The 22,118-nt window shown below is 71.6% G+C and carries 19 protein-coding genes and 1 pseudogene; 13 read left to right on the top strand and 7 right to left on the bottom strand.

Going from position 1 to position 22,118, the window contains the following annotated elements; translation table 11 throughout:
- Window positions 1-175: 175 nt before the first annotated feature.
- A complete protein-coding gene (locus AB0B41_RS06265; RefSeq protein WP_358199585.1) occupies window positions 176-946 on the top strand; it encodes a DeoR/GlpR family DNA-binding transcription regulator in 771 nt (256 codons plus the stop codon).
- Between the two features lie 1,295 nt (window positions 947-2,241).
- Here the strand turns inward: AB0B41_RS06265 and AB0B41_RS06260 are convergent.
- Both AB0B41_RS06260 and AB0B41_RS06255 read right to left on the bottom strand, forming a co-directional pair.
- On the bottom strand, window positions 2,242-3,201 hold the full coding sequence (locus tag AB0B41_RS06260; RefSeq protein ID WP_358199583.1) for an SMP-30/gluconolactonase/LRE family protein: 960 nt from the start codon (window positions 3,199-3,201) through the stop codon (window positions 2,242-2,244).
- Window positions 3,202-3,222: 21 nt separating this feature from the next.
- Window positions 3,223-4,359, bottom strand: a complete 1,137-nt coding sequence (locus AB0B41_RS06255; protein WP_358199581.1) for an acyl-CoA dehydrogenase family protein — start codon at window positions 4,357-4,359, stop codon at window positions 3,223-3,225.
- A 145-nt stretch (window positions 4,360-4,504) separates the two neighbouring features.
- Between AB0B41_RS06255 and AB0B41_RS06250 the strand changes: the two genes are divergently transcribed.
- Both AB0B41_RS06250 and AB0B41_RS06245 read left to right on the top strand, forming a co-directional pair.
- Window positions 4,505-5,116, top strand: coding sequence for a TetR/AcrR family transcriptional regulator (locus tag AB0B41_RS06250; protein WP_358199579.1), 612 nt, complete (start codon window positions 4,505-4,507; stop codon window positions 5,114-5,116).
- 209 nt (window positions 5,117-5,325) lie between these two features.
- Window positions 5,326-6,954 (top strand): AMP-binding protein, encoded by a 1,629-nt coding sequence (locus AB0B41_RS06245; protein ID WP_358199577.1) that lies wholly within the window; start codon window positions 5,326-5,328, stop codon window positions 6,952-6,954.
- A gap of 2 nt (window positions 6,955-6,956) precedes the next feature.
- On the opposite strand, the gene AB0B41_RS06240 is transcribed toward AB0B41_RS06245, so the two are convergent.
- From AB0B41_RS06240 to AB0B41_RS06225, 4 genes are read right to left on the bottom strand one after another with little or no spacing between them, the layout of a single operon-like run.
- Complete coding sequence (locus AB0B41_RS06240; RefSeq protein ID WP_358199575.1) at window positions 6,957-8,600, bottom strand: ABC transporter permease subunit; 1,644 nt, start codon at window positions 8,598-8,600, stop codon at window positions 6,957-6,959.
- Window positions 8,597-9,709 carry an ABC transporter ATP-binding protein gene (locus tag AB0B41_RS06235; RefSeq protein WP_358199573.1) on the bottom strand — a complete coding sequence of 371 codons (1,113 nt, stop codon included), beginning with the start codon at window positions 9,707-9,709 and terminating at the stop codon, window positions 8,597-8,599. The genes AB0B41_RS06240 and AB0B41_RS06235 overlap by 4 nt, the downstream gene beginning before the upstream one ends.
- The gene (locus AB0B41_RS06230; protein WP_358199571.1) at window positions 9,706-10,734 is read right to left on the bottom strand and encodes an extracellular solute-binding protein; all 1,029 of its coding nucleotides are present in this window, start codon (window positions 10,732-10,734) and stop codon (window positions 9,706-9,708) included. The genes AB0B41_RS06235 and AB0B41_RS06230 overlap by 4 nt, the downstream gene beginning before the upstream one ends.
- A gap of 27 nt (window positions 10,735-10,761) precedes the next feature.
- Window positions 10,762-11,949 (bottom strand): CoA transferase, encoded by a 1,188-nt coding sequence (locus AB0B41_RS06225; protein ID WP_358199569.1) that lies wholly within the window; start codon window positions 11,947-11,949, stop codon window positions 10,762-10,764.
- 80 nt (window positions 11,950-12,029) lie between these two features.
- Between AB0B41_RS06225 and AB0B41_RS06220 the strand changes: the two genes are divergently transcribed.
- The 3 genes from AB0B41_RS06220 to AB0B41_RS06210 all read left to right on the top strand — a co-directional run bounded on the left by AB0B41_RS06220 (window position 12,030) and on the right by AB0B41_RS06210 (window position 15,491).
- On the top strand, window positions 12,030-12,785 hold the full coding sequence (locus tag AB0B41_RS06220) for an SDR family NAD(P)-dependent oxidoreductase (RefSeq protein ID WP_358199567.1): 756 nt from the start codon (window positions 12,030-12,032) through the stop codon (window positions 12,783-12,785).
- An 88-nt stretch (window positions 12,786-12,873) separates the two neighbouring features.
- Window positions 12,874-13,710, top strand: a complete 837-nt coding sequence (locus tag AB0B41_RS06215) for a mycofactocin-coupled SDR family oxidoreductase (RefSeq protein ID WP_358199565.1) — start codon at window positions 12,874-12,876, stop codon at window positions 13,708-13,710.
- A 56-nt stretch (window positions 13,711-13,766) separates the two neighbouring features.
- Window positions 13,767-15,491 (top strand): class I adenylate-forming enzyme family protein, encoded by a 1,725-nt coding sequence (locus tag AB0B41_RS06210; protein ID WP_358199562.1) that lies wholly within the window; start codon window positions 13,767-13,769, stop codon window positions 15,489-15,491.
- Here the strand turns inward: AB0B41_RS06210 and AB0B41_RS06205 are convergent.
- Complete coding sequence (locus AB0B41_RS06205) at window positions 15,460-16,995, bottom strand: AMP-binding protein (RefSeq protein WP_358199560.1); 1,536 nt, start codon at window positions 16,993-16,995, stop codon at window positions 15,460-15,462. The two genes, AB0B41_RS06210 and AB0B41_RS06205, sit on opposite strands and share 32 nt — an antisense overlap.
- 81 nt (window positions 16,996-17,076) lie before the next feature.
- Here AB0B41_RS06205 and AB0B41_RS06200 point away from each other — a divergent pair, with 81 nt between their 5' ends.
- The 7 genes and pseudogenes from AB0B41_RS06200 to AB0B41_RS06170 form a co-directional block, all read left to right on the top strand.
- Window positions 17,077-18,204 carry a helix-turn-helix domain-containing protein gene (locus AB0B41_RS06200; protein WP_358199559.1) on the top strand — a complete coding sequence of 376 codons (1,128 nt, stop codon included), beginning with the start codon at window positions 17,077-17,079 and terminating at the stop codon, window positions 18,202-18,204.
- Between the two features lie 66 nt (window positions 18,205-18,270).
- The gene (locus tag AB0B41_RS06195) at window positions 18,271-18,882 is read left to right on the top strand and encodes a TetR/AcrR family transcriptional regulator (RefSeq protein WP_358199557.1); all 612 of its coding nucleotides are present in this window, start codon (window positions 18,271-18,273) and stop codon (window positions 18,880-18,882) included.
- A gap of 88 nt (window positions 18,883-18,970) precedes the next feature.
- Entirely contained in the window at window positions 18,971-19,729 is a 759-nt protein-coding gene (locus AB0B41_RS06190) for an enoyl-CoA hydratase/isomerase family protein (RefSeq protein ID WP_358199555.1), read from the top strand.
- A gap of 24 nt (window positions 19,730-19,753) precedes the next feature.
- On the top strand, window positions 19,754-20,245 hold the full coding sequence (locus AB0B41_RS06185; RefSeq protein ID WP_358199553.1) for a MaoC/PaaZ C-terminal domain-containing protein: 492 nt from the start codon (window positions 19,754-19,756) through the stop codon (window positions 20,243-20,245).
- Complete coding sequence (locus AB0B41_RS06180; protein ID WP_358199551.1) at window positions 20,238-21,425, top strand: thiolase family protein; 1,188 nt, start codon at window positions 20,238-20,240, stop codon at window positions 21,423-21,425. Before AB0B41_RS06185 ends, AB0B41_RS06180 begins: the two co-directional genes overlap by 8 nt.
- The gene (locus AB0B41_RS06175) at window positions 21,422-21,838 is read left to right on the top strand and encodes a zinc ribbon domain-containing protein (protein WP_358199550.1); all 417 of its coding nucleotides are present in this window, start codon (window positions 21,422-21,424) and stop codon (window positions 21,836-21,838) included. Before AB0B41_RS06180 ends, AB0B41_RS06175 begins: the two co-directional genes overlap by 4 nt.
- 48 nt (window positions 21,839-21,886) lie before the next feature.
- Window positions 21,887-22,118, top strand: a pseudogene (locus AB0B41_RS06170) (hypothetical protein); the annotation flags it as partial.

Genomic DNA, 22,118 nt, shown 5'->3' with positions numbered 1-22,118 from the left:
ACATTACCTCCGACCGGAGGTGCAGAGGCAGGAGGCCGGGGATGAGGCCAGTCCGTGGAGCCCGAGCACGCGCGGGCGTCAAGGCCGGCGAGCCGGACAAACGATCGCCGCGGCATCGGGCTGGGTGCCGGCCATGAGCCTGAGGGCGATCGCAGGGCCCGGTAGCGTTACCCGGGTGTCGCAGGACAACGCCGCGGAGGACGCACGAAGTGCGCGTCAGCGCGACATCCTCAAGACGCTGCAGCAAAACCGACAGGTCGACGTCACCGAGCTGGCGCGGCGCTTCGGCGTGTCCGGCATGACCATCCGCCGCGACCTCGCCGAGCTCGACGAGGCCGGACAGCTACACCGGGTCCATGGTGGGGCGATCATCCGCCGCGCCCCCGCCTACGGCTCCCGGGCCTCGACCCAGGCGGGCGAGAAGGCCGCCATCGCCCGCGTCGCCGCCCAACTCGTCGGACCGGGTGCCGCCGTGGGAATCGACAGCGGAACGACCTGCCACGCCGTCGCCGCCGAACTAGCCCATCGCAGCGACCTCACCGTCGTCACGAACGCACTCCACGCTGCGATCACCGCGCGCGAGGGCGGAAGTCGGGTGATCGTGCTCGGCGGCCTCCTGACCCCCGAACTGAGCCTGGTCAACCCCGGCATCGTGCAGGAGCCGCCACAGGTCCACCTCGATCTGCTGATCCTCGGCTGCGGCGGCCTCTCCGTCGACCGCGGCATCACCTACTTCGACCCCACCGAGGTCGAGGTCCGCCGCCTCCTCGCCAGCCTGGCCGACCGCGTCGTCGTCGCCGCCGACCACACCAAGTTCGACCGCAAGAAGGCCATGGTCCTGGGCCCGCTCGACCTCATCGACGTGCTCGTCACCGACGAAGCGCCACCCGAGCCCCTCCGAACCGCCCTCGCCGCCGCCGACGTGGAAGTCGTCATCGCCACCTGAAACCCCGGCCTCGGGCAAGAACGACGACGGCCGGCCGACCTGGAGACGCGAGAACGCATGTCGGTGGGCAAAGAACACCTGACACCCGAAGCAGCCCTGCAGGGCGGGGCGGGTGTTCAGCTGCTGATAGACCGCTCATCGGCTCGAAGCCTGCGTGGCCTGCTCGGAGTGCAAGTCCAGCCGGGAGCGCACGAACCCGCACGGGATGACGCCAGCGGCCCTGCTCGAACCCGGCGTCGAACTCCAGCTCGACCACCACACTGGGCGCCACCTGCACGTAGGCGACCGGTTCGCTCGGGCGCTGCCCGAAGCGCGCCGAGGGGATCACCGCCGGCCACGGGTGCCCCCCTTCCACCGGGGTCAGGACATCCCGTAGGTGCGCGCGGGCGGCCCGGACAGCCGGGTGGTCCGGCCGGCGACCCGCAGCCGCCCGTGCGCGCCGTACTGGCATGCCGCCAGCGCCTCGGGTTCGGCGAGTGTGCCGGCACGCCCCCGACGACCGCTTCGGCGTCAGCCGGGTCTTGATCTTCCGCCATCCCCCGGGTGCCCGCGGTAGGTCTGGTCGACCCGCTTGGCCACCACACCCTCGATGCCATGTACCGCGGATACATCAGCACTGGGGAGGCGGTCGACGCTGCCGCGGGTCCGCCTGCAGCCTGCCTGGGCAGCCCCGTACTCAGTGCAGCATCCATATACGCGCCGCTCCGACCCCATTCGTCAGCGCGGGCTGACACGACTCGCCGAGACGAGCTGAACCTTGTCCCCCCCGGGCCGGCGTGTCGTGCAACAAGGTCCTCCGGCCACCGCCTCAAACTGGAGCGCGACCGAAGGAGTTGGTGTCACAACTGGTGTCATGAGACGGGCGTGTCGTGACAGAACTGAACAGCAATGCCGTGCTGAGCTGGGTGGGCGCGGCAGGGATCGAACCTGCGACCGCTCGGGCGTAAAGCGTGCAGTACCTCGCTCTCAGGCCTCCTACCAGCGACAATGCTGGCGTGTGAGGCCTCTCCAGCCCCTCCGGCAGCACCAGTCAACCAGATTCCGCGTCATAAGTGGTGTCATGAAGCGACCTCGCGCAGGCCGCCCGCCCATGCAGTGCCTGCCGGCGGCGGCGATCACGGCATTTGAGCGAACGACTAGATCGTCGTAACCGGAATCGACTGGATCGATGATCCGGTCCCGGCAAAGATCTAGTCTGCCCCTCCCCTGGACGCGGGGTCACAACGCAAGCGCCGGCCGAAGCGAGTTGACGGCACGTCGCGCATCTCCAGGGCAAGGGGACCGGCGATTGCGGGTCAGTCCGTCCGCCCCTCGGCCGTCCACCCCGGCCCGGTAACCTGCTCGATCTTCCGGTCCGGGTCGAGGCCGGGGACGCCGACCCGGATCCGCCCGAGCTCGGTGAACGTCGTGAAGAAGATCGTGCGCAGGTCGGGCCCGCCGAAGCAGAAGTTGGTGACGGGCACCCGCGGAAGTTCCAGAGTCGCCAGATGCCTGCCGTCCGGAGCGACGACCCAGATGCCGCCCGGTCCCGTGCACCAGACGTTGCCCACGGCGTCGAGCTTCATCCCGTCCGGGTGGCCCGGTCGGTTCGGGGACATGGAGATCAACACCCGGTCGGAGTCCTGGTCGAGACGCGCGCCCGCCACGCTCCAGGAGTCGACGGTGAAGGCGCGGATGTGCATCCGGTTGGTGTCGTTGATGTAGAGGGTCTGCTCGTCGGGGGAGAACGCCAGGCCGTTGGGCATGTTGAAGTCCCGGGCCACGAGGTTGATGCGGCTCAGGTCGGGCGAGACGCGGTAGACGCCGGCGAAGTCCAGGTCGGTGTCGACCTGGAAGGTGAGTGGGTCGGTGAACCAGATCGAGCCGTCGGAGCGTACGACGACGTCGTTGGGGCGGTTCAGCCGCAAGCCGCGGTAGTGGTCGGCGATCACCGTGACCGAGCCGTCCGGCTCCTCCCGCGTCACCCGCCGCGTCGCGTGCTCGCAGGACACGAGCCGACCCTGTCGGTCGCGGGTCGAACCGTTGGCGTCGTTCGTTCCCGTCCGCGCGACGGTGATCCCCCCGGCTTCCGTCCACGAGTACCGGGTGTCGTTGCCACTGTCGTTGAAGCTCAACGCCTGCTCGGCGGCCAACCAGACGGGACCCTCCGCGACGCCGAGCATGGCGCCCGCATCGGTGAAGGCCCCGTAGCCGGAGCCGAGCCACTCGACCTCCGCGCCGGTCTCCAGGAGTTCGTTCTCGACCGTGCTCGTCACTGAGCCAGTCCTTCCCGGGTCCTACAGACCCATCTCCTTGGCGATGATGCTGTGCTGGATCTCCGAGGTGCCCCCGCCGACCATCGCGTGCTTGGCCTCGCGGAAGTAGCGCTCCATGTCGTACTCGGGCAGCTGCGCGTATCCGCCCAGCGCCTGCATGCCGTCGAAGGCGCAGCGGTAGGCGACGTCGGCGGCGTACACCTTCGCCATCGACACGTCCTTGAGAGCGCGCTCCCCGCGGGCGAGCTTCGTCGCCGCGCTGTAGACGAGCAGCCGGGCCGCGTTGACCTCGGTCTCCCGCTCGGCCATCCGGTGCTTGAGCACCTGGAACTTCGACAGCGGGCGGCCGAACTGGGTGCGGTTCTTCGTGTACTCGACCGTGTCGTCGAGGGCGGTGCGGGCGTTGCCGACGTAGGTCGCCGCCAGGCTCAACCGCTCCCACTCCAGGTGCTGCCCGACGTAGGTCCAGCCTTCTCCCGCCTCGCCGATGATGTTGGTGCGCGGCACCCGGGCGTCGGTCAGGAAGATCTCCGTGGTCCCGAGACTGCGCCGGACGATCGTGTTGAGCTTGCGGATGTCCACCCCGGGGGTGTCGTTCGGTACGAGGATCATGCTGATCCCGCGGTGCTTGTCCGCTCCCGTCCGCGCCATCAGATTGATCACGGTCCCGGGCAGGTGCGCGCCCGAACAGAACACCTTGTTGCCGTTGAGCACCCACTCGTCGCCGTCGAGGACGGCCTTGGTGGCCAGGCCGGCGGCGTCCGAGCCCGCACCCGGCTCGGAGATCGAGATCGCGAATTTCACGTCGCCCGCAAGGAAGCCCGGCAGGTAGGTGTCCTTCTGCTCCCGGGTGCCGTTGTGCGCGATGTTCGTCGCGGTGAACATCGACGTCATGATCGCCGCGGCGAAGTCCAGGCTGTACTTCGCGATCACCTCGCAGAAGATCGCGTACATCACCGCGTCGGCCTCCAGGCCGCCCTCCGCCTCCGGGATCAGCAGCCCCAACCAGCCGCGCTCGGCGAACTTCTTGTATGCCTCCTCCGGGAAGACGCGCGACTCGTCGTGCTCTCGGATGTACTCGCGACCGACCTCCTTCTCCATGAACGCGGTCAGCGTGTCGAACCACATCTGCTGTTCGTCGGTGAACCGGAAGTCCACGAACCCCACACCTCCATCGGACGGCTCGTCCCCCTCACGCTAGGCCCTTCAACACGAACAAACAACTGATTGTTCAGACCGGTTGGAGCGGCTGACGCGACGTCCGTGGGACGATGGAGTACGTACGACGAGAAGGGGGCGCCGAGTGGCGACGACACGTGGCGAGCGGCGCGCTCGCGGCTCGGGGCCGGTGTCGGCAGAGCAGATCGAGCAGGAGGCTGTCCGCCTCTTCGCCGAGAAGACCTACCCGGTCATCGGGATGCGCGATATCGGCGACGCCGTCGGCCTTCTGCCGGGGAGCCTCTACGTGCACATCAGCGGCAAGGAGGACCTGCTGCTGCGCATCGTGGAGAAGGGCATCCAGAACTACGTCGAGGCGATCGGCGCCGCCGCCGACAGCGACGACCCTGCGCCGCAGCGTCTCCGCGCGGCGTTCCTGGCCCACTTCGAGGTGCTCGGCCGCACGAAGGAACAGACGCGTGTCGCGTTCTTCCAGTGGACGTACCTCTCCCCGGCGAAGCAGGGTCGCATCATCGCCTTGCGCCAGCAGTACGAGGACCTCTTCGTGAGGATCGTCCGCGACGGCGTCCGCACCGGCGAGTTCCGGAAGCTTCGCAGCCCACGGGTGACCGTGCTGGCGTTCATCGGGATGCTCAACAACGCTTCGGAGTGGTTCTCCCCCACCGGCGCCCTCAGCGCCGAGGAGGTCGCGAACGAGCTCGCCGACAACGTCCTCGGCGGGATCCAAGCCAGGTAGTCGACCGTTGCGCCGGCGCGCGTCCGTCTGCGAACAAGGACCTTGTTCAACGCAGCGGCTGCGGCGCACCGGGTGGTACTCACCCGCGGGCAGCCTCTCCGCCGAGGAGATCGCCTCTGACCTCGCCGACACCGTCCTGGACGGTCTGCAGCCGCCGGCCCGCTCGCGGGAGTAACCTTTGAACAAATACTTGTTCGGAGGTGACCGTGATGGAACGTCGGCTGCTGCGCGGGACCGGACCCGACCTCGGCCCGTTGGCAACGCGGTTCCACGGCGAGGAGCGGACCGTCCTGCACGTCCTCGAGGCGCAGGCCGCGGAGCGCCCCGACGCGGACTGGCTGGTGTTCGACGGGCGGGACCGGCTGACGTTCGCCGGGGCCCGGGACGCCGGTCTGCGGGTGGCCGCCGCCCTGGCCGCCCGGGGACTCGCCGGGAGCCGGGTCGCGCTCCTGCTGCGCAACCAGGTCGAGTTCATGCCGGTGTTCCTCGGCGCGCTCGCCTCGTGCGGGGTCGCGGCGCCGATGAACCCGGAGCTGCGCGGACAGCTGCTGGGGATCCTGCTCGGCCGGTGTGACCCCCAGGTCCTCGCCGTACGCGCGGACCTGCTGCCCCGGCTCGCCGAGCTGCGCGACCTGGGCGGTGTCCGGCTCGTGATCGCCTGTGGCGCAGGCGATCCGCCGGACACGATGCACGGCGTGCCGGTCCTCGGGCTGGACGCGCTGGTCGACGGGGTGCCCGCGGAGCCACCGCCCGTGCGCCCCCGCCCGTCCGATCTCGCGGTGCTCATGTTCACCTCAGGCACCGGCGGCGGGTCGAAGGCCGCGATGTGGCCACACCACTACCTCTACCTCGCCTCCGCGATGGCCTCCGACGCCCTCGGCCACACCCCCGACGACGTGCTGTCCACGCCCCTGCAGATGTGCCACATCGCCGGGCTGCAGGTCTTCGCGAACTCCGCGCTGCACGTCGGCTGCACGGCGCACCTCAAGAGCGCGTTCTCGGCGCGGAACTGGTGGACCGAGGTCGCCGAGGACGGCGCCACGTTCGCGATGCTGATGGGTCAGATGACCGCGATGATCCTCCACACGGTGCCGGAGGCTCCCGAGCACCGGCTGCACACCGTCTACGTGCTGCCGCAGCCCGCGGACCGGGTCGAGTTCGAGCGCCGGTACGGCACCACGGTCGTCTGGCAGGGCTGGGGGATGACGGAGATCTTCCCGCACCTCCCCCTCCGCGAGCGGCTGGAGGGCGTCTCCGCGGACACCATCGGGCCCGCGCCCGCGTGGGTCGACCACGGCGTGGTCGACGCGGACGATCGCATGCTCGGCCCGGGCGAGCTCGGCGAGCTCGTGTACCGCCCGCTGCTGCCGGACGCGATGGCCCGCGGCTACTTCGGCGACGCCGAGACCACCGCGCGCGCCTTCCGCAACTTCATGTTCCACACCGGGGACCTCGGCTACTACGACGAGCAGGGCCACGTCCACTTCGTCATGCGCAACCAGGACTCCATCCGGCGCCGCGGCGAGAACATCTCCGCCGTGGAGCTGGAGAACGTCACCCGCACCCACCCGGCCGTGGTCGACGCGGCGGCCTACGCCGTCCCCGCCGAGCTGGGCGAGCACGAGGTCAAGCTGGACGTGGTGCTGCGCGGTGAACCCGACCTCGACGCCCTGCACGCATGGCTGCGCCAACAGCTCCCCCGCTACATGGTCCCCCGCTACCTCGAGGCTCGCCCCGACCTCCCCCGCACCCCGAGCCAGCGGGTGGAGAAGTACAAACTCGCCGCGGACGGCCTGGACCGCCCGCAGGTGCGCGAGTTCGACCTGCGGCGGCGGTGAGCTCAGGTCCGCCTACGCACCGCCAGGGCGAGGAGGACCACGGCTGCGGACACCACCGTGATCAGGGTGCCCAGGGCCGCGAGTGCCGGATAGGTGCCGTTCTGGAACAGCCCCAGGATCACGAACCCGACGACCGGGGTGCGGGTGCTGGCGAGAATCGCCGATGCCGTGATGTCGCCGACGACGAGGACGAACAGGAACACCCACCCGGCCACCAGGCCGCGGGTCATCAGCGGCACCGAGATCCGCCGCAGGGTGCCTGCGGGCCCCTCGCCGGAGATCCGGGAGGCCTCGACGAGATCGGGCCCCACCACCGCGAAGGCGGACTGCGCGCTGAGCGTGGCCTGGGGCAGGTAGAGCACGAGGTAGGCGACCACCAGCAGCACCAGCGACCCCGCCAGCCCGAACGGCGGGCCGGCGAAGGCCGCGACCAGGGCCACGGCGATCACGACGTGGGACAATGCGCCCGGCAGCTTGGTCGTCGCGTCGAGGACCCGGGCCCACCAGCCTCCGCCCGCGATGCGCCAGGCCAGCAGGACCGCGACCGCCATGCCGACGAGCGCACAGCCGATCCCGAGCAGCACGCTGTTGCTCAGCCCGGCGAAGGTCCCGCCGCTGAGCACGTCGGCGTAGTTCTCGGTCGTGAACACCCCGGCCACGCGCCCGGACCAGAACCCCTGGAACGACACGACGAGCAGCGCGGCGAAGGGCAGCACGGCGGCGACCAGCAGGTAGAGGAGCATGCCGAGGCGGGCGAGCACCGTCCACGCACGCCCCAGCTCCACCGGCCGCTCGCCGGCCGACTTGCCCCCGATCGTCGCGTAGCGGCCCCCGCGCAGCACCCGCCCGTTGACCCACCACGCCACCCCGAGCACGACCAGGACGACGACCGAGAGCACGATCGCCTCGGGCAGCCGCGGCGGGAACTCGACCGTCAGCAGCCGGACGATCGAGACGCTGAGGACGTCGATCCCGGCCTGCGTGCCGATGATCAGGGGCACGCTGAACAGCGCGATCCCGTAGACCAGCGCCAGCAGGGCACCGGAGAGCACGGCGGGCCGCACGACCGGCAGGGTGACGGTCAGGAAGGTGCGCCACGGCCCGCGCCCGCTCACCCGCGCCGCCTCCTCAAGCGCCGGGTCCAGCTCGGACATGGCCGCCGCGACGGGCAGGTAGACCTGCGGCACGAGGTAGAGCACGTAGACGAAGACCAGACCGGGGTAGCCGAACAGGTCCAGAACGGCGGGCAGCCCGAGGTCCCGGGCGGCGACGTTGAGGAACCCCGCCTTCGGCGAGGCCAGCAGCACCCACCCGATCGCCCCGGCGATCGAGGGGACGAGCAGCGAGACGACCGGCAGGACCCCGGCCACCCACCCCATCCGCGCGGTCGTGCGCTCGGAGAGCCAGGCGAACAGCACGGCGACGACCGTCGCGATCACCGTGCTCGCAGCGAGCACCAGCGCGGTGTTGCCCAGCATCGACCACAGCCCGGGCGCGGCCAGGACCGAACGGGTCGCTACAGCGAACTCGCCGCCCGCGAGGGCGATGTCCAGCACCGTCCGCAGCAGGGGGTAGCCGACAAGGACCACAACCACGATCCCGAGCAGGCCGACGACCAGGCCGAACGGCGAGCGGGCGCGAATCACGACGGGTCCTCGAGCAGCCGCACCGCCTCGGCGGGCACCCCGACCCCCACCGCGTCCCCGACCTCGGGGCCCGACGTCCCGAGCGTGCGCACCCGCACGACGACGCCGCCCTCGAGCGCGACCGTGTACTCCGAGAGGGGTCCGAGGAACACCGCCGTCTCCACCCGCCCCCGCCAGCGGTTCGCGACCTCCGCGCCGGGCGCGAACCGCCAGTCCTCGGGACGGCTGAAGGCCAGCACCCGGGTGTCCGCGGGCAGCGCGTGCTCGCGCGCGACGACCGGGCCCACCGCCGTGCGCACGCCGTCCGCGGCCACGGTCCCGGCGAGCTCGTTGCCCGCGCCCATGAACCGGGCGACGCCCGTGTCCGCCGGGCGCAGGTAGACCTCCGCGGGCGGCGCGGACTGCGCGATCCGGCCCTCCCGCAGCACGACGAGGCGGGTGGCGAGGGTGAGGGCCTCCTCCTGGTCGTGCGTGACGTAGACGGCCGTGAACCCGAGCTCGGCGTGCAGCCTGCGGATCTCGCCGCGCAGCTGGTCGCGCACTTTGGCATCCACATTGGAGAGAGGCTCGTCGAACAGTACGATCCCATCACCTGCGACCAGAGCCCTGGCCAGCGCGACCCGCTGCTGCTGACCGCCTGACAGCCGGCCGGGGAACTGCTCGCCGAGGTCGCCGATCCCCACCGCCGCCAGGGCGCGGCCGACCCGGTCCGCCCGCTCGCGGCGCGGGACCCGGCGCGTGGTGAGCGGGTAGGCCACATTGTCCGCGACACTCAGGTGCGGCCACAGGGCGTACGACTGGAACATCATCGACAGGCCGCGCCGCTCCGGCGGCACCCGGACACCGCCGCCCGGGTCCTCGACGGTCCGCCCGTCCAGCACGATGCGGCCCGCCTGAACCGGCTCGAGCCCCGCGATCGCCCGCAGCAGCGTGGTCTTGCCGCAGCCGCTCGGCCCCAGCAACACCACGAACTCCCCCGGCGCCACGTCGAGGGTGATGTCGTCGATCGCCCGGACCTCGACGCCGTCCCGCCGGGTGAAGGTCTTGCGAACCCCCTCGATCCCGATCCGGGGGTGGCCGACGCGCGCGGGGGCCGCGACGGCCGTCATCCGAGACCCAGCCGGGCGAGCAGGTCCGCCCGGACAGCGGGGAGCTCGCGGATCGCCGGGTCGACATACCCGGCGGGCAGCGCGGCGGTCTCCCCGACGGCACCGATCGGGGAGGCGCCGGTCGAGGCGTTGAACGCCTGCTGGCCCGCGTCGGTGAAGAGGAAGTCGTAGAGCAGCCGGGCCGCGTTCGGGCTCGCAGACCCCGCGGAGATCATCGAGGCGAACTCGACCCCGGTCGTGGGCTCGGGCACGACGAAGTCGATCGGGGCACCCTTGTCGGCCAACGGCTTCGTCACCGACAGCACATCCGGAAAGGCCAGCGCCGCCTCGCCCGCTGCCAGCTGCTGGGTTCCGGGCACCATGCTGTCCACGACGGTGGGCTGCTGGGCCACGAGCCGCTCGAGGAAGTCCGGCGCCACCTTCTCGTTCAGCACGCGGGCGAGCGCGACGTAGGAGGGGACGTTGCGCGGGTCCCCGAGCAGGATCTTGCCCTCGTACTCGGGGGCGAGGGCGTCCTCCCAGGTCCGCGGCGGGTCCTGCACCTCGGAGGTGTTGTAGCCGATGCCGAGCACGTTGACCCCGGTCGTCGCGACGCCGTCGGCGAAGAAGCGGTCGGGCAGCCGGGCGAGGTCGGGCAGGGCCGTCTTGTCGAACCGCTCGAACCACCCCGCGGACAGGCCCTGGTCGACGAAGTTCGGGTCGGCGAGGGTCACCAGCCCCGCGGTGACGGCGCCTGCGGCCCGCTCCTGGGCGTAGCGCACGCCCAGCGGGCCGGTCGCGAGCCGCAGCGACTCCACCTTCACCCCCGGGTACTGCCGGGTGAACGCCGCGACCACGGCGTCGTTGAGCGCGGGCTCCTGCGAGCTGTACCAGGTCAGGACGGGTTCGGACTTAGCCTGGTCGTAGACGCCCTGCAGGGCCGGTGGGATCGGCACGGTCTCGGCGGGCGGGGCGGAGGTGCCCCCGCACGCCGCGAGCAGGATGGTCGCCGCCAGCAACCCGACGACGTGCGACTGCCGCCTCATCGCGGCCTCCTTCGTTCTCGGCGGGCGTCAGCCCGCGGTCAGGGTGAGGAGTCGGGCGATCTCTTCCTCGGCGAACCCGGCCTCGCGCAGCACGTCGACCGAGTGCTCACCGAGGCGGGGTGGGCGGGCGTGTGCCGTCCCCGCGTCGTCGAGGGGGAGGCGGACCATGGGCAGTACGGGCTCCTCCCCCGGTTCCGGGTCGGCCGCCACGACGGTCCCGCGGTCCACGGCGACCGGGTGCTCGACGGCGGCCCGCAGGTCGTTCACCGGCCCCACCGGGATCCCGGCCTCCCGCAGGATCGCGACGCACCGGTCGGTGGTGTGCCTGCCGACCCGCTCCTGGACTGCCGCGTGCAGCGCGTCCCGGTTGCGCACCCGCGCGGCGGACCCGACGAAGCGCTCGTCGGACGCCAGCTCGGGCACCCCGAGCGCGGGGCACAGCCGCGCGAACAGACCGTCGTTCCCCGCGGCGATCATGACCCAGCCGTCGCTGGTCTCGAAGCACTCGTAGGGCGCGGTGATCGGCGAGGCCGATCCCAGCGGCCCGGGAGTGACCCCGGTGGCGTACATGCCGATGATCTGGTGGCAGAGCAGGGCGTACCCGCTGTCGACGAGGGTGGCCTCCACGTGCTCGCCCACCCCGGTGACGTCCCGCCTGCGCAGCGCGGCCATGATCGCCATCGCCGCCCACATCCCCGTGGTGAGATCCGTAAGCGAGGGTGCGACGCGCACCGGGGCACCGCCCGGCTCGCCAGTCATGCTCATCATGCCGGTGAAGGCCTGGACCAGGGGGTCGTAGCCAGGCAGCCCGGCGGCGGCGCCGGAGGCGCCGAAGGCGGACACCGAGCAGTAGACCACCCGGGGGTTGCGGGCGCGGACATCTGCGAACCCGAGGCCGAGCTTGTCCGCCGCGCCGGGCCGGTAGCTCTGCACGACGACGTCGGCGGACTCGGCGAGCCGCAGGAACGCCTCCCGCCCTGCCGGGTCCTTGAGGTCCAGGACGACACTGCGCTTGTTCCGGTTCACGGCGTGGAACACCGCGCTCTCGGCACCGCGGTGCGGGGGCATGCTCCGCGCGTCGTCACCGCCCCCGGGTCGCTCGACCTTGACCACGTCCGCCCCGAGGTCGGCGAGAATCATGGCGCTGTAGGGGCCCGCGATGGTCGTCGTCAGCTCGAGGACCCGGATCCCGCGGAAGGTGTCGGCGCTGCTCACCCTCTCGACGCTACGACCGCCCCGATCAGGAAGCAAACATTTGTTTGCAAGGGTCGGCGATTCCTTGCTAGACCCTCCCCATGAACGAGCAACCCAGGGTGGCCGTCGTGACCGGGGCGGCGAACGGGATCGGCCTGGCAACCGCGACCCTGCTCCACCACCGCGGATGGGCCGTGGTGATCGCCGACCTCGACGGCGCCGGCGCCGAAGAGCGGCGCGCCGCCCTCGACCCGGCGGGGGCGTCCACGCTCGCGGTGGCCGCGGACGTCACCGACACCGCGGCCGTCGAGCACCTGATGTCGGCGACCGGCGAGCGGTTCGGCCGGATCGACGCCCTCGTGAACAACGCCGGGCGGCCCGTCGCGACCCCCGTCGCCGAGCTCACCGACGCCGACTGGGCGGCGGCGCTCGACGTGAACCTGGGCAGCGCCTTGCGCTGCGCGCGCGCCGCACTCCCCCTCCTTCGCAGGTCGGAGTCACCGGCGGTGGTCATGATGGCCTCGGCTGCCGCACTGATCGGCATGGCCGGCCGGGCGGGCTACGGCGCGGCCAAGGCGGGCGTCACGGGGCTGACCCGGGTCCTCGCCGTCGAGTGGGCGGAGTACGGCATCCGGGTCAACGCCGTCGCGCCGGGCTATGTGCGGACCGCCGGGTTCGACGAGCGGATCGGCGTCGAGCGGGGCCGGGTCTACGCCGAGCGGGTGCCCCTCCGTCGACTCTGCGCGCCGGAGGAGGTGGCTTCCGCGATCGCGTTCCTGGCCTCCCCCGAGTCCTCCTACGTCACCGGCCAGACCCTCGCCATCGACGGCGGCCTGACGGTCCGCGGCGAGGGATGACGGCCGTTGACACCCTCCCGGACCAGTCATAGGGTCGGTTCAACAAACAGTTGTTTGGGTCCGTGACGACGTCGACACGAGGAGCCACATGGGCAAGCTGGACGGCAAGGTCGCACTGATCACCGGCGCCGGCCGCGGCCAAGGCCGGGCACACGCGGTGAAGCTGGCGTCCGAGGGTGCGGACATCATCGCCCTGGACATCTGCGCACCGATCGCGAGCGTGCCCTACGAGCTCGCGAGCCAGGCCGACCTCGACGAGACCGCCAAGCTGGTCGAGCAGCTCGACCGCCGGATCGTCGCCCGCGCCGCGGACGTGCGGGACCGCGTCCAGGTCGCCGAGGCCGTCCAGGCGGGCGCGAGCGAGCTCGGCCGCCTGGACATCGTGGTGGCCAACGCGGGCATCTGGTCCGCCGCCCCGTTCGTCGACATGACCGACGAGATGTACCGCGACATGATCGACGTGCAGATGCACGGGCCCTACAACACCTGCAAGGCCGCCGTGCCGATCCTGCTCGAGCAGGACCAGGGCGGCTCGATCGTGATCATCAGCTCGACCGCCGGGATGCGCGGGTTCCCCAACCAGGTGCACTACAACATGGGCAAGCACGCGGTGGTGGGTCTCATGCGCACGCTGGCGAACGAGCTGGCGCCGAAGTTCATCCGCTGCAACACGATCCACCCGAGCTCCACCAACACGAAGATGATCCAGAACGAGGCCATCTGGAGCGCCTTCGCCCCGGGCGTCGAGAACCCCACGGTGGACGACTTCGGGGACACGTTCACGGCGATGAACCTGCTGCCGATCCCGTGGATGGAGCCGGGCGACATCTCCGACGCGGTGGCCTGGCTGGCGTCGGACGAGTCCAAGTACGTCACGGGCGTCACGCTGCCCGTGGACGCAGGGTATCTCGCCAAGTACAACTGACCCGGGGCGGGCCGGCCGCCAGGATCACCCTCGGGGAGTCGACGACGATGAACCGCATGCTGACCCGTACCACCGTCGCCGAGCGGCGCGCCGCCCTCGCGCGGCGGCGACCGAGGTGGACGCCGCGGACCACGGCGCAGCTGCTGGACGCGGCCGCCGCCGAGCACCCGGACCGGCCCCTCCTGCTCACCGACGGGGCCCCGGTCACCTACGAGGCGATGGCGGGATGGTCGGCCCGCCTCGCCGCCGGCCTGGTCGCCCGGGGCGTCTGCCCGGGCGACCACGTCGCGCTCGACCTGCCCAACGGCCCTGAGGCGGTCGCGCTGCGCTTCGCAGTCGCCCGGCTCGGGGCGGTCGCGGTGCCGCTCAACACCGCGCTGCGCCATGCCGAGCTGCGGTACTCACTGCACCAGTCGGACTCGGTCCTGCTCGTCACGGTCGCCCGGTTCCGGGACGTCGACCACCTGTCCGAGCTGGACCGGATCGCGCCGGGCTGGGCCACGCGCCCCGGACGCGCCGGGGGCGACGCGCTCCCGCTCCTCAGGGACGTCGTCGTTGTCGGCCCGGCTGATCGCGGCGTCCCGTTGGGTGCGTTGGAGAGCTGGGGCGTCCCCGCGACCGAGGTGCGGCGGCGCACCGCCGCCGCCGACCCGTTCGCCCCGTCGGACCTGATCTACACCTCCGGCACAACGGGCGACGCCAAGGGCGTGCTTCTCACCCACGACGCCGTCCTCCGCACGGCCCACGCCAGCGCCCACACCCGCGCGTTCGCGGACGGGTGGCGGATGCTGTTCGCGCTACCGCTCTTCCACGTCTTCGGCTACGTCGAGGGCCTGCTGGCCGTCATGGCCGTGGCCGGGGCGGTCCGGATGCAGGACGTGTTCGACGCCGACCGCATGCTCGCCGACCTCGGCGAACACCGGATCGACGAGCTGATGTGCGTGCCCGCGATGACCACCGTCGTGCTCGAGCGCGCCCGGCACGTCGCCTACGACGCGACCTCGCTGCGCACCGTGTTCAGCTCCGGTGGCGCCCACCCGCCCGGCATCTGGTCGGCACTGCGCGCCGCCTTCGGCGCCGAGGAGTGCTACACGGCCTACGGGCAGACCGAGACCACGGCGTCGACCGTCTGCACCCGCCCCGGTGACGAGGAGGAGCGGCTGTCCGGCACCAACGGCACCGGCAAGCCCGCCGGTGTGGCGGGCGAGCCGGGGCTGGGCGGCACGCTCGCCGAGTACTCCGTGATCGACCCGGACACCGGCGCCCACCTCGGCCGCGGGGTCCGCGGCGAGCTCGTGGTCCGCGGCCCGATCGTGACCCGCGGCTACTACCAAAAGCCCGCCGAGACGGCCGCGGCCTTCACCGCCGACGGCTGGTTCCGCACCGGCGACCTCGGCCTGCTCGACGAGCAGGGCTACCTCGTGCTGACCGGCCGCCGGAAGGAGTCCTACCGGTGCGGCGGCGAGCTGGTGCTGCCCGGCGAGGTCGAGCGGACCCTCGCTGCGCACCCAGGGGTCGCGGAGGCCCACGTGGTCGGGCTGCCGGACGACCGGATGGGTGAGGTCGGCTGTGCGTGGATCGTGCCGCGCGACCCCACCGCCCCACCCACCGCAGCCGAGATCGTCGACTTCTGCCGTGATCGCCTGGCCCGGTTCAAGGTCCCGCGCACGGTCCAGTTCTCCAGCGCCGAGGACCTGCCCCGGACGGCGACCGCCCGGGTGCAGAAGTTCGTCCTCGTCGAGCGGGCGCTCAGCCGAACCGCTCGCGCAGCTCCCGCTTGAGCACCTTGCCGTAGGCGTTGCGCGGCAGGGCGTCCACCCAGACGACCCGCTTCGGCACCCGGTAGCCGGCGAGGGCCGTGCGGGCACCGGTGATGATCGCGGCGTCGTCCCGCTCCGGTCCATCGGGGACGACCACTGCGGTCACGGCCTCGCCCCAGATCCGGTCGGGCAGACCGACGACCGCGACCTCCCGGACCTGCGGCAGGCGGACCAGCACGTCCTCGACCTCGCGGGCATACACGTTGGACCCGCCGGTGACGATCATGTCCTTCACCCGGTCCACGATGTACAGGTAGGAGTCCTCGGTGAGGTAGCCGACGTCCCCGGTGTGCAGCCAACCTCCCGCGAGCGTCGCCGCGGTCGCGTCCGGCCGATTCCAGTAGCCGCTCATGGTCTGCGGTGCGCGCGCCAGGATCTCCCCCGCCTCGCCCGCGGGCAGGTCGTGGTCGAACTCGTCCACCACCCGGAGCTCGACGCCGGGCAGCACCCGGCCCGCGGACCGGACGAGGGAGGACTCCGGGTCGGCCAGCGCCCGCCGGTGGTCCGCCTCGTCGAGCACCGTGAAGAACATCGGGGACTCCATCTGGGCGAACGACTGCACCAGCCGACCGGCGAACCGCTCGGCGGCCTCCCGCAGGGTCCCGGGGTCGATTGGGGAGCCCGCGTAGTACAGCCGGCGCAGGGTGTCCGGCGGGGCCCAGCCCGCGGGCAGCGCGTCGAGAAGCATCCGGATCATCGAGGGCACCACGAACATCCCGGTGACGCCGTGCTCGTCGACCAGGGTGACGGTGCGGGCGGCGTCGTAGCTGCGGCACAACAGGTTCAGCCCGCCCCGGCGCAGCGTCGGCAGCAGCAGGAACCCGGCGCCGTGGGTCAGCGGCGCGACGTGCAGGGTGATCTCGTCGTCGCCGTAGGACAGGACCTCCTCGGTCCGGTCCGCCACCCGCTCCCACGACCGGTGGGTCAGCACGACGGCCTTCGGCGCCCCGGTCGTCCCGCTCGTGTACATGAGGCTGGCGGGGGCCTCCGGGTCGCTCGGCACCGGCTCGCCGAGCGGGGCGCCGAGGCCGGCGAGGTCGTCGAGCGCGCCGGCGTCCGCCTCGAGCACCGTGAGCCCCTCGACGTCCGGGACCCGGTCCCGGAACTCGCCCGCGGTGACCAGCACGCGGCTGCCGGAGTCGGTGAGCATATGCAGGTAGTCCTCACGCACCAGCCGCACGTTCAGCGGGACGACGACGAGCCCCGCCGCGATCGCGCCCAGGTAGGCCTCGACGTAGGCCAGCGAGTTGTTCAGCAGCAGCGCGACGCGGTCACCGGCCTCCAGCCCGCTCGCGCGGAAGCCGCCGCCGATCGCCGCAGCCCGGTCCCAGAGCGCGCCGTAGTCCAGCCTCTCGTCGGTGTCCAGGTCGTGCAGGCACGGCAGCCGCGGGGACCGCAGAGCGGTGGCGCGCAGGATCTGGGCCGCGGTCGCGGCGGTGCGGGTCGGGGCGGCGGTGTCCGTCATGCCTGCGGACGCTAGGCGCGCCCCACCGGGGGATGATAGGGAGAAACCGAAAAAACGAGTGCTTGTTCTTGGAGGATCTCCATGCCGGTCGCGACCGAGGCGTTGCTCACCGAGGTCGCGGGCCGCCTGACCGCGGACACCGACGAGCTCGTCGCCCGCCAGCTCGCGGCGCTGCGCCGCCATCCCGCATACGACCCGGTCCCCCAGGACGACCTGCGCCGCTCCTGCCGGCGCAACGTGCAGCGGGTCGTCGCGACCCTGACCGACCGGCCCGCCCTGTCCGGGATCGAGGAGGACGAGCGCGAGTCGGGGCAGCGACGGGCGCGCCAGGGGGTGCCCGCCGACGCCGTGGTCGAGGCGTACCGCGCGGTGATGGCCGTGCTCCGGGACGCGTTCGTCGACGCCGCCTCCGAGAGCGGGGCCGACCCCCGGGCCGTCCTCGCGGTCGCCACGCGCCTCTGGGACCTGACCGACCGCTACTCCGGGGTGCTCGTCTCCGCCCGCCAGCAGGTGGAGATCGACAGTGCCCGGCGGGACGAGCGGCGGCGAATCACATTCGTGCAGCGCCTGCTGGGCGGCGGGATCGATGCCGCCGAGCTCGGCACGGTCGGGGCGGCACACGGGCTGCGCACCGGGGAGCGGTACCGCGTCGTGCGCGCCCGCGACCCGCTCGACCCCCACCGGATGGCCCGCCACCTCGAGCACCGGGACGCGCGGGCGCTGATCGCCCCGCTCGACGGGGACGTGGTGGGCCTGCTCACGACACTCCCCGAGCCGTTGGCCGACAGCGTGATCGCGGTGGCCGGACCGGTCACGCTCGCCGAGGTCGGCGGAGCCTTCGCGGACGCCACCCGGGTGCTCACGGTGGCGCTGCGGTACGGGCGGACCGGGGTGGTGGACAGCTCGTCGCTGTCCGTGCGCGTCGCCGTGGAGCAGGAGCGTGAGCTCGGCGAGCAGCTGCACCGGCGCTACCTGGCGGACCTCCTGAGCGGGGGGCTCGGGTCCGTCGCGCTGGTCGAGACGGTCGCGCGGTGGCTGCGGGAGCAGCGCTCGGTGCAGGCAACGGCCCGCGCACTCTCGGTGCACGAGAACACCGTGCGTTACCGGTTGAGCCGCTTCGCCGAGACCGTGGGCGCGAACCTCGCCGACACCGACGTCCTCGTCGAGGTGTGGTGGGCGTTGGAGTACGCACACATCCGATCCGAGTGATGCCTTCACCTACGAACGAACAGTTGTTTATAGTCGGACCAGCACCTCCCTACGAGAAGAGCGCCGATGCCACCCTCACGCACAAGCTCGCGCGCGCCCACGGGCGCCACGCCGCGCGAGGCGATCCTGAGCGCCGCCACGGAGCTCTTCGGCGAAAACGGGTACACCGGCACCTCGATGCGGGACATCGCGACCGCCGTCGGCGTATTGCCGGGCAGCCTCTACGCCCACATCCAGAGCAAGGACGCGGTGCTGCTCGAGATCATCGAGGGCGGCGTCGACCGGTTCGTCGCCGCCGCGGACGAGATCGAGGCACAGCGCCCCCCGGCCACCGAGGCCCTGCGGCTCGCCGTCCGCGCGCACCTGCGCATCGTGGCGGACAACCCGGGCCGCACGCTGATCGTCTTCCACCAGTGGCGCTTCCTGACCGAGCCACATCGGACCCGACTGCGGGAGAAGCGCCGCAGCTACGAGAAGTTCTTCACCCGCGCGGTCGCGGCGGGCGTGGCGAGCGGCGAGTTCTCCGCCGACGTCGACGTGAAGGTGGCCGTTCTGGGCTTGCTCGGCGCCCTGAACTGGACCCCGGAGTGGTACTCGCCGGACGGTCCTGCGACCCCGGACGAGCTCGCAGCCAAGCTGGCCGACGCCCTGCTCGGCGGGCTGCGCGCCCGCTCCTGAACGCGGCTGCGAGTGCGGTCCTTGTGAGCCATGACCGACGGCTGATACGTTCCCAACAAACGATTGTTCAAGCAGAAGGGCGACTCCGATGGCGCTGATCGCTCCGTCGTTCGACGACTACGCGACGAAGTACGAGACCATCCGACTGGAGCGGGACGAGGCCGGCGTTCTGCAGGTGACCCTGCACTCGGACGGCAAGAGCCTGGTGTGGACGCCGCAGGTGCACGACGAGCTCGCCTACTGCTTCACCGACATCGCCTGCGACGCCGAGAACCGGGTCGTGGTGCTGACCGGCGTCGGTGACTCGTTCTGCTCCGAGATCGACTTCACCAAGTTCAGCCTCGGCACCGCCAAGGACTGGTCGCAGATCATCTTCGAGGGCCAGCGGCTCCTGCAGAACCTGATGAACATCGAGGTCCCGGTCATCGCGGCCATCAACGGCCCAGCGACCGTGCACCCCGAGATCCCGGTGCTGTCGGACATCACCATCGCGTCGAACACCACGACGTTCGCCGACTCCCCACACTTCGCGAACGGAATCGTCCCCGGGGACGGCGCGCACATCTGCTGGACCCACGTGCTCGGCCCGCAGCGCGGCCGCTACTTCCTGCTCACCGAGCAGACCCTCGACGCCGAGCAGGCGCTGGCGTTCGGCGTGGTCAACGAGGTCGTCGCGCCCGAGCAGGTCCTCCCCCGCGCCCGCGAGATCGCGGCGCGGATCGCTGCCAAGCCGCCGCTGGGCGCCCGCTACACCCGCGTGATGCTCACCCGTGAGATCAAACGGCTCATCCACGAGCAGCAGGGCATGGGTCTGACCCACGAAGCCCTGGCCGCGCTCTCCCTCTGACCCCCTCTGACTCAGGACGGCACGTTGAGCGAGCAGACCTTCAACCGGCTGCGGCACACCTTCGACGACTTCGCGTTGAACGACAGCGTGGAGACCGCGGGCCGGACCGTCGACATCGGCGACATCACCACGTTCGCCGGACTGACCGGCGATCACTATCCCTTGCACACCGACGAGGAGTTCTGTCGATCGACGCCTTTCGGCGGAAGGATCGCCCACGGCCCGCTCACCTACGGGTTCGCCGTCGGCCTGGTGGCTCGGTCCGGGTTCCTCGGCGACGCGATCGTCGCGTTCCTGGAGTGTCAAGGCCTCACGGCCCTCGCACCGGTTCGGCCCGGGGACACCATCCGCGTCCGAGCGGCGGTTGCGCTCGCTGTGCCGAGCCAGGACCCGAAAAAACCATACGGGAAGTTGCACATCGACTATCTCGTGCTCAACCAGAAGGACGAGCAGGTCATGCGATTTCGCATGGTCCTCCTCGCTCGACGCGATATCCAGGAGGACAACGGTGAGTGACACCGAGCCGGTGTTCATCGGCATCGGCGAGCAGCCGTCGGGCCGTTACCCGAACCGCCCGTTCATGGGCGACCTCGTCCGGGTCGGCGTCGCGGCGGTCAAGGACGCCGGGCTGACGATGACCGACATCGACACCATCCTGCTCATCCCCTGCCTGCACTCCCCCGCCGACCAGGCCGATCTGGTCTTCTCGCGGATCGTCGAGGAGCTGGGGCTGAACAAGAAGGTCAAGTGCCAGTACATGGTCCACTCCGGTGGATCGACCAGTGACAACACGATCCGGACCGCGGCCGGCCTGATCGACAGCGGGCACGCGAAGAACGTCCTGGTGCTGCAGGCCGAGAAATGGGGCTCCGCCCCGGTCACCGAGATGATCGACATGCTCACCGCGAACGGGATCCCCCGCGAGTGGGAGAAGCAGTCCGGGGTCAGCTTCAACGCCGTCGGCGCGCTCATCCAGCAGCGGTACATGTTCGAGAGCGGGTCCACGCCGGCCGACATGGCGTCGGTCTGTGTGGCGCTGCGGGACTGGGCGAACCTCAACCCCAACGCCATGTACAAGGACAAGAAGCTCACCGTCGAGCAGGTCCTCGGCTCCAAGATGATCACCGACCCGATCCGGGCCTTCGAGTGCCCGATGCTGGCGGACGGGGCGTGCGCCCTCGTGCTCACCAGCCGGAGCAACGCCCGCGCGCTCGGCAAGGACAGGGTTGTGCGGATCGCGGGCGAGGGCGGCGTGGTGTCGCACTACAGCATCGGCCAGGAGCGCGAGGTCGGGAAGCTCGGCTGGGAGCTCGCGGGGCCCGCGGCCTACGAGATGGCGGGCTGGGGTCCGGAGGACGCGGACATCGCCGAGATCTACGACTCCTACGCCGCGGTCCTGACCAGCGGTCTGGAGGGTCTCGGGCTGGCGCCGAAGGGCGAGGCCGCACGGATGTTCGCGCGCGGCGAGTTCTCCCCGGGCGGGCGGCTGCCCGTCAACACCAACGGCGGGCTGCTGTCCGCCGGGCACACCGGCGTCGGCGGGGGCACGGCGCTGCTCACCGAGGGCGTCCGACAGCTGCTCGGTCGCGCAGGCTCCGAGCGCCAGGTCGAGGGCGCCACCCGCGCGGTCCTGGGCGGATCGGGCGGCACCTACATGGACTCGCAGGTCCTCCTGCTGGAAGGGGTTTCGGCGTGACGAGCTCGAACGAGGCCGGCATGGACGCGCTGACCGAGCCCTACCGCGAGGCCCTGCGCCGCGGCGAGCTCGTGGTGCAGCACTGCAAGGCGTGCAACCGGAACATCATGTACCCGCGGCACCTGTGCCCGTTCTGCTACGAGGACCAGCTGGACTTCGTGCCCGGCCCGACCACCGGGGTCCTGCACAGCTTCGCCGTGCACCGCGTCGGCTCGCCGACCGGGTTCGAGGACCAGCTCCCCTACGCCGTCGGGATCGTCAAGCTGGAGGGCGACGTCCAGTTCCTGGCCCGCCTCTGGCCGGACGCCGAGGGCGACTGGGGCCAGTACACCCTCGACGGTGAGGTCGTCTTCCGCCCCGCCGACGCCGAGGAGATGACGGCTCGGCCGGTGCCCTGGTTCGGCCTGGCCTGAGGCAGGACCCGGGGCCGCGCACCGCGTCGGGCGGTGCGCGGCCCGTTCATGCTGGGAGAGAACGTGATCGGAGTAGGGATCGTCGGGCTGAGCGCGGCCCGCGGATGGGCGGCGCGGGCTCACCTGCCCGCGCTGCGGGCCCAGCCGGAGCGGTTCGCGGTCCGGGCGTCGTGCGCGAGCAGCCCGGAGTCCGGGCGGGCGGGCGCCGAGGCCCCCCCCCGGGCGCGGGGGGGGCGGGGGCCCGCCGCCGGGGGGGCGGCCCCCGCCGCGCGGGGCGGGG

It is taken from the genome of Pseudonocardia sp. NPDC049154, assembly GCF_040648315.1.
GTDB lineage: Bacteria > Actinomycetota > Actinomycetes > Mycobacteriales > Pseudonocardiaceae > Pseudonocardia.
This window is presented reverse-complemented; position numbering and strand designations above follow the sequence as displayed.